This is a genomic window from Rhodococcus sp. 05-339-2, assembly GCF_002258965.1.
Classification (GTDB): Bacteria; Actinomycetota; Actinomycetes; order Mycobacteriales; family Mycobacteriaceae; genus Rhodococcoides.
Genome location: NZ_NOYW01000020.1, coordinates 260,118 through 274,976, shown reverse-complemented (window position 1 = coordinate 274,976; position 14,859 = coordinate 260,118). Strand labels below are relative to the sequence as shown.

14 protein-coding genes are annotated in these 14,859 nt (G+C 65.6%); 3 read left to right on the top strand and 11 right to left on the bottom strand.

The window, feature by feature from the left end; genetic code table 11:
• The first annotated feature begins 17 nt into the window (after positions 1-17).
• Positions 18-2,018 carry an SDR family oxidoreductase gene (locus CH273_RS23930; protein WP_032397486.1) on the top strand — a complete coding sequence of 667 codons (2,001 nt, stop codon included), beginning with the start codon at positions 18-20 and terminating at the stop codon, positions 2,016-2,018.
• A gap of 93 nt (positions 2,019-2,111) precedes the next feature.
• Here the strand turns inward: CH273_RS23930 and CH273_RS23925 are convergent, their stop codons facing one another.
• A complete protein-coding gene (locus CH273_RS23925; RefSeq protein ID WP_032397487.1) occupies positions 2,112-2,879 on the bottom strand; it encodes a class I SAM-dependent methyltransferase in 768 nt (255 codons plus the stop codon).
• Positions 2,880-3,227: 348 nt separating this feature from the next.
• Here CH273_RS23925 and CH273_RS23920 point away from each other — a divergent pair, with 348 nt between their 5' ends.
• Positions 3,228-3,893: an ArsR/SmtB family transcription factor gene (locus CH273_RS23920; protein WP_143546262.1), complete on the top strand. Its 666-nt coding sequence runs from the start codon at positions 3,228-3,230 to the stop codon at positions 3,891-3,893.
• Between the two features lie 14 nt (positions 3,894-3,907).
• Here CH273_RS23920 and CH273_RS23915 read toward each other — a convergent pair whose 3' ends face one another.
• Genes CH273_RS23915 through CH273_RS23900 form a run of 4 tightly spaced genes read right to left on the bottom strand, consistent with a single transcriptional unit; the run spans position 3,908 to position 7,597 of the window.
• Positions 3,908-4,417, bottom strand: coding sequence for a hypothetical protein (locus CH273_RS23915; RefSeq protein ID WP_032397488.1), 510 nt, complete (start codon positions 4,415-4,417; stop codon positions 3,908-3,910).
• A gap of 9 nt (positions 4,418-4,426) precedes the next feature.
• Positions 4,427-5,191 carry an alpha/beta fold hydrolase gene (locus CH273_RS23910; protein WP_032397489.1) on the bottom strand — a complete coding sequence of 255 codons (765 nt, stop codon included), beginning with the start codon at positions 5,189-5,191 and terminating at the stop codon, positions 4,427-4,429.
• 22 nt (positions 5,192-5,213) lie between these two features.
• Complete coding sequence (locus tag CH273_RS23905) at positions 5,214-6,788, bottom strand: Y-family DNA polymerase (RefSeq protein ID WP_032397490.1); 1,575 nt, start codon at positions 6,786-6,788, stop codon at positions 5,214-5,216.
• Positions 6,785-7,597, bottom strand: coding sequence for a hypothetical protein (locus tag CH273_RS23900; RefSeq protein ID WP_179275543.1), 813 nt, complete (start codon positions 7,595-7,597; stop codon positions 6,785-6,787). Before CH273_RS23900 ends, CH273_RS23905 begins: the two co-directional genes overlap by 4 nt.
• Positions 7,598-7,802: 205 nt before the next feature.
• Between CH273_RS23900 and CH273_RS23895 the strand changes: the two genes are divergently transcribed.
• Entirely contained in the window at positions 7,803-9,026 is a 1,224-nt protein-coding gene (locus CH273_RS23895; protein WP_179275542.1) for a serine/threonine-protein kinase, read from the top strand.
• 8 nt (positions 9,027-9,034) lie between these two features.
• Here CH273_RS23895 and CH273_RS23890 read toward each other — a convergent pair whose 3' ends face one another.
• From CH273_RS23890 to CH273_RS23865, 6 genes are all read right to left on the bottom strand, one after another.
• Positions 9,035-9,724, bottom strand: coding sequence for a response regulator (locus tag CH273_RS23890; RefSeq protein WP_032397492.1), 690 nt, complete (start codon positions 9,722-9,724; stop codon positions 9,035-9,037).
• Positions 9,703-10,839, bottom strand: a complete 1,137-nt coding sequence (locus CH273_RS28315) for a sensor histidine kinase (RefSeq protein ID WP_032397493.1) — start codon at positions 10,837-10,839, stop codon at positions 9,703-9,705. Before CH273_RS28315 ends, CH273_RS23890 begins: the two co-directional genes overlap by 22 nt.
• A gap of 7 nt (positions 10,840-10,846) precedes the next feature.
• The gene (locus CH273_RS23880) at positions 10,847-11,548 is read right to left on the bottom strand and encodes a YqeB family protein (protein ID WP_230596988.1); all 702 of its coding nucleotides are present in this window, start codon (positions 11,546-11,548) and stop codon (positions 10,847-10,849) included.
• Between the two features lie 89 nt (positions 11,549-11,637).
• Positions 11,638-12,645 (bottom strand): DNA polymerase III subunit beta family protein, encoded by a 1,008-nt coding sequence (locus CH273_RS23875; RefSeq protein ID WP_032397494.1) that lies wholly within the window; start codon positions 12,643-12,645, stop codon positions 11,638-11,640.
• Positions 12,646-12,711: 66 nt separating this feature from the next.
• Positions 12,712-13,359, bottom strand: coding sequence for a response regulator (locus tag CH273_RS23870; RefSeq protein ID WP_032397495.1), 648 nt, complete (start codon positions 13,357-13,359; stop codon positions 12,712-12,714).
• Entirely contained in the window at positions 13,356-14,858 is a 1,503-nt protein-coding gene (locus CH273_RS23865) for a sensor histidine kinase (RefSeq protein WP_037170933.1), read from the bottom strand. The genes CH273_RS23870 and CH273_RS23865 overlap by 4 nt, the downstream gene beginning before the upstream one ends.
• Position 14,859: the final 1 nt, after the last annotated feature.

The following is a 14,859-nucleotide window of genomic DNA, read 5'->3' as shown; positions in this document are numbered from 1 at the left end:
GAGTAAGGTCGGCTCGCATGGCGAACTACATGGTAACCGGCGGTACCGGGTTTCTCGGGAAGAACGTCCTGCCCCGATTGCTCGAACGTGATGCGCTCGCCGCGATCCACGTGCTGGTGCGTCCGGGATCGGTGGCCCGTCTCGAGCGACTGGCACAGCACCTCGACGGCGGCGACCGAATTCACCCGCTGGTCGGCGATCTCACCGAGCCGGAGCTCGGACTCCGAGACGTGCCTGCCGACATCGACCACATCCTCCATCTCGGAGCCGTATACGACCTGACCGCAGGCGACGAGCAAGCCCCGACCAACGTCGCCGGAACTGCCTCGGTGATCGGCCTCGCCGAGAAGACCGGGGCCCGCCTGCACCACATCTCGTCGATCGCCGTTGCGGGCGACTATCGAGGAACGTTCTCCGAGAACGACTTCGACCTCGGCCAGAATTTTCCGACTGCCTATCACCGCACCAAGTTCGAGTCCGAGAAGTTGGTCCGCGACAGCGCTGCGGACTGGCGGGTGTATCGGCCTGCCGCGATCATCGGACACTCGGAGACCGGTGCCATCGACAAGGTCGACGGACCGTACTTCTTCTTCCCGTTCTTCGCGGAGCTGGCCAAGCTGCCCTCCGTCGTACCGATCACGGTGCCGAAGATGGGCGCTACCAACCTGGTTCCGGTCGACTACGTCGCCGACGCCATCGTCGAGCTCGTGCATCGAAACACCGCTCCCGGCAGCGTGTTCCATCTGGTCAATCCGACGCCTCAGTCGATGGCAGAGGTCTACGCCGCGTTCTCGTCGGCAGCGGGATCTCGCGCGCGAATCGTCGACGTGCCAGGAGCGCTGGTCGCTCCCGTGGTCTCCCCCAGGTCCAGGGCCGTGCGCAAGCAACGCGACGCCGCCCTTCGTGATCTCGGAGTACCTCCGGTGATGCTCGAACACCTGACTCTGCCCACCGTGTTCGAGTCGGCATCGACACAGAAAGCGTTGCAGGGCAGCTCGATCACGCCGCCACCGCTGCGGACGTACGCCGATCGAGTGTGGACTCACTGGCGGGAGAACTTCGATCCCAAGCGCAACCGCAGAAACGACCCACGCGGGCCGCTGTTCGGCCGTCACATCGTCATCACCGGTGGCTCGTCCGGAATCGGCCGTGCCAGCGCCGAAGCAGCTGCCCGCAAGGGTGCGGTGGTCATTCTGCTCGCGCGCGGTCAGGATCAACTCGACGAGGTGGTCGAGCACATCCGCGAATCGGGCGGCACCGCCTACGGTTACTCGTGCGACGTCACCGACAGCGAATCGGTGGATCAGACCGTGAAAACCGTTCTGAGCGAACATGATCACGTCGACATGCTGGTGAACAGCGCCGGACGATCCATCCGCCGCGCGCTCTATCGATCCACCGATCGATTGCACGACTACGAGCGCACCATGGCCGTCAACTACTTCGGGGCGATCCGTTTGGTGCTGACACTGTTGCCACACATGCGTGAACGTCAGTTCGGGCACGTGGTCAACATCTCCAGCGCTGCGGTCCTCGGACACCCGCCTCGGTTCTCGGCCTACGTGGCCAGCAAGGCCGCACTGGACGGTTTCACCGATGTGGCTGCCGCAGAGACACTCTCGGATGGAATCACCTACACCACCATTCACATGCCCCTGGTGGACACACCGATGATCACCCCGACGGGAGACAAGAACGTCGGTCCGGTGTTCTCACCGGAGAAGGCTGCCGCGATCGTCGTTCGCGCACTGAGCGACAAGCCGAAGCGAATCGACACTCCGCTGGGAACACTCGGGCAATTCGGTGCCATGTTCGCCCCCAAGGGCAAAGACCGCACGATGCACCAGCACTACCGAAAATTTCCCGAATCCGCGGCAGCCAAGGGTGAAACGCCGGTCACGATCGAGGACGGGAAGGTGCCCTACCGGGTGCGTCCCTACGATCCGAAGGCTCCGAGCGCACGCATCGGCAAGGTGATCCGACGAGTCGGAAGACTGGTCCCCGGTACGAGCTGGTGACGTGCCGGTCCCAGGTACCGCCAGTGTGCACAATTTCCATTCGCGATCGCGATCCCGTGTGCGGTCGCACAGAGTGGACACTCACGGTGGTGGTTATCGGGGGGCCGCTGCGGTCCAGAAAGTCCAGCGATCGCGTTCGATCAACTCACCGGGGGCCAGGCGACCACGCAGATACTCGACCAGTGAGGCGAGTTCGACGTCGGAAAGTTCGTGCAGGATGGAGCGCCCGGTTCTGCCGGCGATCTCTGTCAGGTATTGCTCGCGATTTCCGTAGCGTCGACGAGTTTCCCAGAGTGGTTGCGTAGCAACATCGGTGAATCCTGCCCGAGCGAGTGCGCCCTGTACGTCGTCGACGCCGTGTCGTCGCCGAGACTCGATGTCCGCCAATCGGGGAAACGCGTCGAAGAGGTATCCGCGCGGATTCGTCGGCGATCCTGCCAGTGTTGCATCCTCGCTCGTCCGATCCTGGACGATCGCGATACCACCCGGGCGCAGTAGCCGGAACATCTCTGTTGCCAGGGCGGATGCGTCGGACAGATGGTGAACGAGCGCGCGAGCGAACACGATATCTGCCAGGCGGTCGGGCAGGCCGGTGCGCTCAGCGGGTGCACACTCGAACACGATGTCCGCGGGCGACGATCGGCGGGCGGACTCCAGGATCGGTGCACTCGAATCGACAGCTGCGACATGCGCTCCCAGCGTGCGCCATGCACGCGCATAGGTACCCCCGCCGCACCCGAGATCGACGACGTGCGCGCCGACCGGATCGACGATCTCGGTGATCGCGGCAACCCAGGAAGGGTCGGCCTCGCGGCCGGAATAGGTGTCGCCGTTGGCTGGATCTGCGAAGTCGATGGGCATACGGACAAGTACACCGAACGTGGTTGCCGGTCGCTACCATTTAGTGTGGGACTACATGCTCGCACTTCACCTCCGAGCCGCCGACCTGGCGGAAACCTCGTTGACCGTCTCGCCGCTGTTCGAGACGGTCCTGAGCCTGCGTGCTTGGACCTCGCCGAATCGGCACCGTCTGCACGAGCCGTGGCGTCGACGTGTCCTGACGGCATGGCAGCAGTGTGACACCGAGATGCTGACCGCGTTGGTCTCTCCCGACGGCAGAATCCCGGACTTTCTCGCTCCCGTCCGCCCACCGAATCCCCGGCTTTCGACGACGAGATCGCAGTTGTCGGGGCGACACCGGCAGTGGAGATGCGACGCGATGTCTCCGCCGCTTTCTCCGCCGACGTTCCCTCGATCCTCACCGGCCCGGCTCGAGCGGTGCGCACCCGTACGGTCCAGGCTCTCTCGCAGTATTGGGCCACGTGCCTCCAACCCGGCTGGGCCCGGATCCGCGCGGTCCTGGACGGTGATGTGGACTACCGAGCACAACAGCTCTCGCACTTCGGGGCACGGAAGATGTTCGAGCACCTCGATTCCCGAGTTCGATGGGACGACGGTGTGCTGTGGGTCGATCGGCTGGAGGACCAGGTGTGGGTCGACGTCGACGGACGTGGACTTCCACTGATTCCGTCTGTGTTCGTGCACGGAGCGATCACTCAGATCAGCCCGACACGGGCTCCATCTCTGGTGTATCCGGCCCGCGGGCGTGGCGCAGTGTGGAACATGGCACCGACAGCTCCGAACCGAGCGCTGACCAATCTTCTCGGCACCCAACGCGCAACGATTCTCACTCTGCTCGACGCGCCCACCACTACCGGGGAACTCGCTGCCGCACTGAGCGTTTCACCCAGCGCAGCGAGCCAGCATCTTCGCGTTCTGCGCGAAGCCGCGGTGGTGCGACGCGTCAGACAGGGACGATCGGTGCTGTACGTACGCACTCCCCTCGGGGAGGATTTGGTCGAACGACAGGGGTAGGGCTGTCGCGAGGTTCAGCGCAGTAGCGCCCTTCCCCACACGCGCAGAAATCCCTGACCGAGGTACGTCAGTGAGCCGATTGCCAGTATCCATTTGGCGGTACTGACCACGGTGGTGGCGCGGACGACGGTGTCGGCGATCCGTTCTCGGTTGTCGACCAACACCAGTCCGACGACGTTCTCGATGTAGTCGCCGGCGGCGGAGGCAACGGGAGCGACGGCCAGTGCCGTCGTCACTGCGGGGCTCAGCGGAGTCTTCTCCGCCAGGCTCCTCGCGCCTGCACGCAGCGCGACGGCGTAGATCGCGGGATGTACGAAGTCGGGCAGATAGTGGCTGCGGAACCGAGCGATCTCGGTCTCGTCCATGCTCGCCAGGATCTGCCGGTAACGCTGGGCGGACCACGCCGTCTGTACGGCAAGCACTTTCGAAGCTGCGGGGCCGAGCAGTCGGGCGATGTTGGCCTGGGATACGACGAACAGCGCCGACCAGCCCAGCATTCTTCGATCGAGCACGCTCAGAGACATGCACGGATCCTAGTTCGTCAGAAACGGCAGAACTGCTGCCTCGAACGCCGAGTATCCGTCGCGATGGATGCTGTGCCCGGTGCGGAACGCCTCGACGCGGCAGGTCGGAATCTCGGCGACCATCGCGGCCAGCCGGTCCGGATCGACCATTCCGCCCGGACCTCCGCGAAGCACAAGCGTCGGAGCCGTGATGTCGGCCAACGACTCCCACCACTGCGGATTCGGTCGACGGAACTGCTCGAGAGCAGTGGTGGTCATCGAGCGATCGAAGGCGAGTACCGCGCGGGGGTGCAGAACGACGCTGGTCGCTGCGTGCCAGAGTTCGGTCACCGACGGCATCCTGCCGGTCAGCGTCGGCGGAGCGTCCCCCGGCCGAATCGGTATCGGAAGCTCCTCGAGGACCAGACGGCGGACGAGCTGCGGGCGACGCTGCGCGACGAGCGAGACCGCGTATCCACCGAGGGAATGCCCGACGAGATCGACTTCGTCGAGCCCGAGGTGGTCGATCAACGCCAGCAGGTCTGCCCCGAAGGAATCGAATTCGTACGTGGACGTGTGCGCACTCTTGCCGTGTCCGCGCAGATCGACGGTGATCACTCGGCTGCCCTGTGCGGTGAGTGCACGGGTGAACCGATCCCAGGTTGTGCTGTCACCGCCCATTCCGTGCACCAGCATCACCGGTACCGAATCCGAGTTGGCGTGCCCCAGCGGGGTGAACGAGCGATACGCGATGTCGACACCATCGAGGTCGACCGTCTCCGACATCATCTGCATTCTCTCGACGGTAGCGGTGCCGCTATTCGTAGATTCCTTCCACCCGCCACCGACCCTCGTCGAACACCAGCAGCAAGGCCCTTTCGTCGTCGAGCACCACCTGGGCTCGCGCCGTCGGACCCGTCGCCGCGTGGCCACTGTCCCACCATCGCTCGTCCACCGGCCACGGCCCGGCCAGACCCGTCAGTTCCCATTCCTTGGTGCCCCAGCGCAATCGCGACGGCGGTGCATCGAACACACCACGATCGGTGACGCCGATTCCGGTCCCCGACCGATTCATCAGCGTCACCGTCGGACGTGTCTCGATCACTGCCGCCGGAGCAGGCTCCGGGAGCCGTCCCGGCCAGGGATCCGACGGATCGGACATCGGCACCAGTTCGTCGCCGAGTGGACGCAGGGTGATCCGCTCGGTTGGCCCGCGGCCACCGCTGAGCACACCACCGAGCACCGATTCGCCGCCGAGCAGACCCTGCACACGCACCAAGGCCCGACGCGCCCTCTCGTCCTCGTCCCCGACACTGCCCCACAGACCCAGCTGCAGCTCACCGGCGGCCACCACTTCGATGGGTTCGAGCCGTAGCACGGTGATCGCGGACGTCGGCTTGTTCTCGCTGCGCCCGGTGATCCAGCCGTCGAGCTGCCAGCGCACGCGGTCGGCTGTTCCCTCCGGCGTCAACGGCTCGGCGCAGCGCCAGATCCGCGACAGATTCTCGCCGTTACCGGTACTGGCGTGCACCAGCAGACGAGTGCACGCAACGGCAGCGGCAGCGAGCTTGGTGTGCAACTGCTCGGCCAACCCGCGCCCGGCGAACGCAGCTGCGTCGACCCGATCGATCGGCGGATCGCACAGGTACTCCACATCCAGGTCCGGCGGCAGAGCCCTGGCCGACGGCGGACGTTCGGGCTCGCCCCTGGCACTGCGATGCGCCAACACGGCATCGGTACCGAAGCGCGACGCGACATCCCCGGGAGACAGGGCCGCGAAGTCGCCGATCGTTCGTAGACCCAAGCGTCGCAACAGATCCACCAGCTCACCGCGATCGGCCGCGGACATGCTCGGTTCGGCCGAGAGTTCTGCCACCGGCAACGGTGCGAGAAAGCCTGCACCCCCGCCGCGCGGCACCACCTGCGCATACCGCGCGGCGACGACCGCGGTGGACAGCTCGTCGGCGATACCGATCTGACATTCCACACCGGCAGCCGACGCTTCGTCGATCAACCGTTCCGCGGCCCGATGTTCGGTACCGAAATACCGTCCGACGCCGCGGGCAGAGAGAACCAGCAAGCCCGGTCGCAGCACTTCGACTCCCGGCGCGATGGCGGCGACGGCCGAGACCACGGGCTCGAACAATCGCGCATCACGATCGGTATCGGCGAGAGCGACGTGCACATCCGGGCACCGCGCCTGCGCTTCCCGACGACGCAGGCCGCGCTTGATACCCGACGCCCGTGCCGTCGCCGAGCACGCGACGACCCGATTGGCCGAGGTGACGACCACCGGATGCGTCGCAGGGAGATCGGCCTGAGCAGCTGCTGCAACAGCGGGCCAATCGGGACACCACAGTGCAAGAACACGGCTGGAACGATCGATGCTCATGTCGAGACCGCGATCGACAACGGATTCTGTTCGCGCTCCTCGGCATGCCACTCGATGCGGCCGTTCTCCGAACGCAGGTCGAGTCGAACGGTGCGGGGCCGCATCGCCTTGCCGCGAGCGCACACCGACAATCGGACGCCGCGTAGTCGGCCGCGGCCCAGCTCCAGGCCCGTGCCGAGGCCGTCGTATCCGTGCACCGATGCGTCCAGTCGTAGCTCTGCCCCGTCCCAGTGCCCATCGGTCACCAGCAGCGTCGACCCCTTGCTCCGCGCTCTGGCCACCACGGCCCTGGCCCGAGTGGGCGAGACCGACAGACCGCCGAGACCGAGTACCACGAGATCGACACCGTCGAGCAGAATGGCCGCCACTTCCACCGGGTCGGGACCGGGATCGGGAATCAGAGCCAGCTTGCTCAGTTGTGCACCCATTTCCACCGCGGCCAGAACTCCGAAACGAGGCTGCCCGATGACGGCGACATGCCCGCCGGCACCGGTCACCGCGGCCACCAACCCGATCAGGAGCGAGCCGGCACCGGAAACCGAGGCCACCGTTCCACGTACCAGTCCACCGTGCGGCAGCACCTCGATCAGCGCGGACGGCACCGGAAGAACGGGCCGCTGACGGGTCGGACGCGGTGTCGACGGTTCCGGGTGCACCGGCTCGACGGGGTCCGAATTCTCGATACGCACCGATGCCGTTTCGCCCCGGGAAGGCACGGCGGCCATCCGGCTACGCAGCAACGCCACACGCTCCGGCAGCGACAACCCGTCGAGCACATCCGGCGTGACGGAAGCTCCCGATACAGTCATGTCACTCCCCTTCGCGGCGTAGAAAATCGAGCCGAAACTTCGGTGTTCGACGAACGCGGGAAGTGGCGTATTCGAACACAATTTCGATCTGCACTCAGTAAAGCCGCTCGGACGGCAACTCGTCAAGGTGATGCCGAAGCCCCTGGTAGATGCCTCCGTCGCTCGGCTGCGGGCACGTCCAGCCATCGTCAACTAACCTGTGGGCGTGACGGATCAGCAGCGTGTTCGACGGGGCGTCGGGCCCGACTACCTCCTGGCAGGCAGATACCGCCTGGCCGGCAAACTCGGCGGTGGAGGCATGGGCGCGGTATGGCTCGCCACCGACACACTTCTGCACCGCCAGGTGGCCGTCAAGCAGGTCACGTCCACCACTCGGTTGACCCCGGAGCAGGCCGTGGAAGTACGTAACCGGGCCATGCGCGAGGGTCGCATCGCAGCCCGACTCTCCAGTCCCCACGCCATCGCGATGCACGACGTCGCTCTCGTCGACGGCGAGCCGTGGTTGGTCATGGAATACCTGTCCTCGCGCAGTCTCGCGCAGGCACTCGGCACCACCGACTCGCTACCACCGTTCGAGGTCGCTCAGATCGGCGCGCAGATCGCCGACGCCCTGACCGAAGCGCACGAGGCCGGGATCGTGCACCGAGACATCAAGCCGGGCAACATTCTGATCGCCGATCGCGGTAAGGATCTGGGCATCGTCAAGATCAGCGACTTCGGCATCTCCCGCGCCAAGGGAGACGTCGAAGCAGCCGACGACAGCGTGATCACCGGCACCCCGGCATATTTCGCACCCGAGGTCGCACGCGGACAGGATCCCACCGCGGCCAGCGACGTGTTCTCCCTCGGCGCAACGCTGTACACGGCCATCGAAGGCAAACCGCCGTTCGACATCGATCACGATTCGATCGCACTGCTGCACCGAGTTGCCAAGGGGCAGATCATCGCTCCCACCCGCAGCGGCGATCTCACGGGCCCGTTGCTGCACATGCTCGAACCCGATCCTGCCCGACGCCCCACCATGGCGCAGGCTCGCGACGAGATGATCGTCGCCGCGATCAGCAAGCGCGGCAGCATAGCTCAGCTGCGCGGGGTGCCTCTGACGTCCGCGGACGGCGTGGTCCCGGCATGGGCGAGGCGCTCGACACCGGTCTCCGAATCTCGTCGTCCGTCGAGGGAGTTCGGAAGAACCATCGCGGGCCTGCCGGCCGTGCAACCCGGTGAGAGCCAAGCCAATCCGGTCCCGTCGACGTATTCGCCACCGCCGTTCGATCTACCGCGAAAGAAGAAGAACCCGATCGAGGACGTCCTGATGCGCATCGAGGACGTCGTCGGCGACCGACCGTCGATTCCATCGACCGCGATCCTCGCAGCACTCGTGCTCGCCATCGTGGTCGTTTTCGTTCTGGTGATCGCACTCCTGCTGTAGACGAACCCTCAACGCGACTCGTGCACGACGATCGCGATCTGAACCCTGTTGCTGCACGCCAATTTCGTCAGAATCCGCGAGACGTAGGTCTTCACGGTCGCGACACTCATGTACAACTCGGCACCGATCTCCGCATTGGACTTCCCCGACCCGACAGCACCCGCCACCTCGCGTTCGCGATCGGTCAGGGATTCGAGCAGGGCCCGCGCCCGCGCGGTGGCGGAGTCGTGCGATCGAGCGTCCTGCTCGCGCCAGTGGGCAACCAAGCGTCCGACGGCGGTCGGCGACAGCATCGATTCCCCGGTTCCGACGCGATGCACCGCGTCGACGATGTCCCGCGGCGGCGTGTCCTTGAGCAGGAATCCGTTCGCGCCGACCCGCAGTGCCCGTAGCAGGTACTCGTCGGTATCGAACGTGGTCAACACCACGATGGCAGCCGTGAACCCCTCCGCGCGAAGCATTTCGGTGGCCGCGAGCCCATCGAGGACCGGCATCCGCACGTCCATCAGAACCACGTCGGGAGACAACGCGTGCACTGCCTCGATGCCACTGCGACCGTCGGCCGCCTCACCGACCACCCTGATTCCAGGATCCGAGCTCAGGATCAGCGACAGGCCAGCGCGGACCAACGCGTCGTCGTCGACCAGCAACACCGTGAGTACATCGGGACCGTCGGCTACTTCGGGCACGGCAACCACGCTTCCAGACGGTAGACCACTCCGTCGCCGCGACGCGCGATTCCGTACTCGATTCGGCCGCCGGCCAATTCGACACGTTCGCTCAGACCGATCATTCCCGACCGCGAACCGGGTACTGCCGCGAAACCCTCTGTACCGAGACCGTTTTCGAGCCATACCCGAAGCTCATCACCGGCCGTCGCAAGCCCGCAGCGCACCGGCAGGCCGGGCGCATGCTTTCTGGCGTTGGTCAGACCTTCCTGGATCACCCGATGAACGGTGCGGGAAACAGAGGGCGTCAGCGTTGCGCCGGAGGGCAACTCGTCGACGAACGACACCCGAGTACCGGCCTTCTCCGAATCCTCGATCAGTTCGCCGATGTCCGCCACCCCCGGCTGTGGACGCGCCGAGGCCGCGACACCCGATCGGAGCACTCCCAATATCTCCCGCAGATCCTCCAGGGCACCGTGTGCACCGAGTCTGATGGTCGATGCGATCGCCTCGACTTCTTTCGCACCGACGTCCGGCCGCACCTCCAGCGCTCCGGCATGAAGGCTGACCAACGAGATCCGATGTGCGAGAGCGTCGTGCATCTCGCGCGCGATCCGCTCGCGTTCGAGTCCCCGAACGGTCTCGGCGCGCAGATTGGATTCGTGTTCCGCTCGCTCTGCCCGCTCTCGTAGAGAATCGATCACCTCGCGGCGCGACTTGACGACGATGCCCCACGCGGCCGGGATACTCAGAAAGGCGAGACTGGCCATCGCGGTGTACGCAATCGACTGTTCGACCCACAGAATCGTCCAGATCATCGACGCCGCGAGATGCAGTACCACCACCGCGGTGGTGACCCGCCACGACTTTCGAGTGGCAACGGTGAAGACGGCCACCAACTCGGCACCACCGACAGCGTCGGTCAGGATCGTGCACACCGCCAGCGCTACCGCGATCTCGATCGGCCACCGGCGACGCCACCACAACGACACGGCACCGACAACGCCGACGACGATCGAGACGACCGTTCGCGTGGTGGTCATCCCCTCGGTGCCTGCGGCCACCGACAGCACCAACAGCAGCGCGAACGCGATGGCGGCGACATCCCATGCGCGTTCCCGATGCCGTCGAAGCAGAGTTGTCATCGAACCGTCACGATCGAACCAGGGGACGCCAGTACTGGCTCGTCTTCTTGTCTCGCACCACGACGCCGAGTCGGTCCAGTTCCGTACGTAATTCGCGCGCATCGGACGCGGCCTTCTTCTTCAGGGCCATCGCGCGGGCTTTGAGCACCGCGTTCACTTCCGGTGCCAGACCGGGAGTTTCGGGTACCCACAGGCGATAGAGATCGGCATAGGGGTCGCCGGTCGCGACCGACCAACCTCGCTTCTCGAACGCCGCCTCGATGGCATCACGCTTCTCCTCGCTCGGCACCCGCACCAGCTGACGCGAGGCACCGTCGAGCAGAACCAGTTCCTTGCCGTCCACGAAGACTGTGCCGACCTCGGACTTCGAGATCGTGGCGGTCTCGCCTCTCTCGGTGATACGTACCTGCACCTCCGACACCGCCACCCGTGCAGTGTCGTAGAACGCGGCCGCCACCAGAGCCAGCCCGAGCAGTACTCCCAGCCCGATACAGACGTACCGCACCCACCACTGCGACCACGAAGCGATCAACTCCAGCGGACCCTGAAACGGTATCCAGGTGAGCGACGCTCCCCAGGAAGCCACATAGGGCAGCCCGAACCCCAGTAGTCCCCCGATGATCACGGCACCGGCGATCAGGAAGAGCCGATCGCCGCGGGAGAACCACAGCACCGCCGGTGGCGTCTCCCCGAGCATCTTGTCGTCCATACCCTCACGGTATCGAGAGTGGGAGCAAGTACCCAGTCATCGAAAGTCGATACTTCTGCACCGACTTCCGAACGACCGCCGACCGTCGATCAGCCGAGAACGGGCATCACCAGTGTCGTCAGAGCGCCGTCGACCGCCGACCGCACCAGCATCGGACGGTCAGGAGCGGCGATATCGAGCATCAGGTCCGGTCCGACGGCCGATGCGACCGCAGCCTGCAGGACGGCCGCGTCGAAGAACACCGTCATCTCGGAACCGGTCACCCGAGCGGGGACCGCGACACCCTCGACCGTCAGGCCGTCCTGGCCGGCGTCGATCCGCAGCGTACCGCTGCCGAGAGGAACGAAATCTCGTTGCACCACAACCCTCGTCGCGGTCGGAGCCAGACCGTCGATGATCGTGCGCCAGTCGGGAAAGTCGCCGTCGACCAGATCCACAGTGTGCTGGACGCCTTCGGACTCGAACACCATCGCGTCGTCGGTTGCCGTCAGCACACAGTTTCCCGACGCGGGTAGCGTCCCGAGAGAGCCGACCGATGCGATACGGGACCAGGCTGCGCCGGGTGAGCTCTGTGCCACGAGGCTTCGGGTGGTGAGTCGATACCGATCCGTCGCGGTGAGGGTGACAGTGCCACCGTCCACCTCGACCAGCACACCCCGCAGCACCGGAAACTCCTCGCTCGTTCCGGCTGCGGACGCGACCTGCTCGACCGCCGACGCGAACTCGACGGCAGAAAGTGTTGCTGTGCAATATCTTTCGTCGAACAATCGGCGGATCGAGATCGCGGCCTCGGCGGCTGCCCGCGCGCGTGCGACGAGCTCGTCGACGTGCCGATCCACGATGTCGACCGCTGCAGCCCCGTCGCCGGCGAGTGCGGAAGCCACCTTGTCCAGTGGCATGCCGATGTCGCGCAACTGTCGAATGATGTTCGCTCTCTCGAACTGTGCACGGGAATAGTAGCGATAGCCGGACTTGGCGTCGATGAAAGCCGGGACGAGCAACGCACAGTCGTCGTAGAACCGTAGAGCACTGGGGGTGAGTCCGCTCGCGCGAGCGAAGGCACCGATGGTCAGGAATTCTTCCGCCGAATCAGTCATGGTGAAATCCTGAGGCTTCGGGTTGGTCGAAGGTCAAGCGTGATCCCGTGCCCGGATGTCGGGTGCCTAGTCGATTCGACGCTTGTGCGCCCATCGCGTGAGCGCATTCCTGTTGGACTGCTGAGTCTTTCGGAGAACGTTCGAGGCATGGGTCTCGACGGTCTTGACGGAGATGAACAGATCCTCGGCGATCTCACGATAGGTGTACCCGCGTGCCAACAACCGCAACACCTCCAGTTCACGGGGCGTCAGCGAATCCAGTTCCGGATCCAGCGGGGGCTCCGGGGCAGCGCTGCGACCGGTGAACGAGTCGAGGACGAACCCGGCCAGACGGGGGCTGAAGACGGCATCTCCCCCGGCGACGCGTCGAACACCGTCGGCGAGCTCCGAGCCGGAGATCGTCTTGGTGACGTACCCCCTCGCCCCGGCACGGATGACGGCGATGACGTCCTCGGCGGCGTCGGACACACTCAGGGCGAGACAGACCGGCCCCTCGGAGATGCGGTTCAACACCGCGACGCCGCCGCCGTCGGGCATGTGCACGTCGAGCAACACCACGTCCGGCTTCGTCGATTCGATGCCCGAGACCGCCTCGGAGACGCCTCCGGCTTCCCCGACGACGTCGATGTCCGCCTCGCGAGCGAGTTCGGCTCGCACACCGGAACGGAACACCGCGTGGTCGTCGACGAGGAAAACGCGGAAAGGTTCGGTCACGTCGACTGCTCCTGCTGGGTGGATTCGGAAGATTCGGTGGTGACGGAGGCTCCGTTGCGAGGCATGAAGATTCGCACTTCGGTTCCCTTGCCGACGGTCGACCGTACCTGCACCGTGCCACCGCGACGCTCGATGCGTCCCCGAATGGACTTCGCCAGTCCCTGTCGATCCTCGGGTACCTCCGATTCGTCGAACCCGGTACCGCGATCGCGGACGAAAACGCTGACCTGTTCCGGTTCGGTTTCGGCGAACAGATCGATATTGGTCTCACCGGAATGCTTGGCCGCATTGACGAGAGCCTCTCGCGTGGCACCCAGCAGCGCGGTGAAGCTCTCACGGGACAGGCCCGACTCGATGTCGTCGGGCAGTAGGTGCACGTCGCCGACAGTGATGGGTCGAACCGTCACGCCGTGCTGATCCTCGACCTCACCGGAGATGGTCTTGAGTGCGTCGGCCAAGCTGGAGTTGTCGGTGTCTCCGCCGTCGAACAGCCATTTGCGGAGTTCGCGCTCCTGCCCGCGCGCCAACCGCATCACCTCGTGCGGCTGATCGGACTGTTTCTGGATCAGGGCCAGTGTCTGGAGCACCGAATCGTGTAGGTGCGAGGCGATTTCCTCGCGCTCGTCGTTGCGGATGCGTGCGGACCGCTCGGCACCGAGCGCGCGCCAGGTGCGTAGCCAGATGGGAACCGTCAACAGGCCGACGCCGACGAGAGTGACCACCACCGCCAGCAGTGACGAGCGCAGCGCGGCCAGATCGACGCGGGCGAGCACCACCACGGCGAGGCCGAGCACGATCAACGTCGCTCCGCCGACGACCCTCGCCCAACTCAACACGCTCGGATGCTTGGGCAGGCCGAGAGCAGTTCGTGGTCCCTCGGAGTCGAACTCACGCCAGACCAGGGCTGCACCGATCACCACGACGATGACCGGCACGATGACCGATGCAGCGGTACCGCTGAGCAGCCAGGCGAGCCCGACGGCGAGGCCGAGACCGATGGCAGCCAACCCGAGGGCACGCTGGCGTTCGGCAGCACTCGGATGCGCGGTGTCCTCGCCCGCGGGCGTGAACATCCAGATCAATCCGTATGCGGCGATTCCGGCACCGGCGGATGCGGCGAGCAGCGCGAACGCCACCCGAACCTTGAACACGTCGACGCCGAGATGGTCGGCGAGCCCGCCTGCCACGCCGCCGACGATGCGTCCGCCGCCGCGGCGTTGGTAGGGGGCAGGAGCGGAGCCTGCAGGAGCGACAGGAAAAGCAGGAGCGGAGCCTGCAGAAGCGACAGGAAAAGCAGGCGCGGAGCCTGCAGGAGTGACAGGAAAAGCAGAAGCGGAGCCTGCTGGAGTGACAGGAAAAGCGGGAGCAAGGCCTGCAGGAGCGATGGGGGGAACGGGGGTGACGGGCACGGCTGACGTGGTGTGGGTTGCCGTCGCGTCGCCTGCCGGAGACGGTGTGTTCCGGGCGGCGTCGACGGGTGGATTGTCGACAGGGTGCACG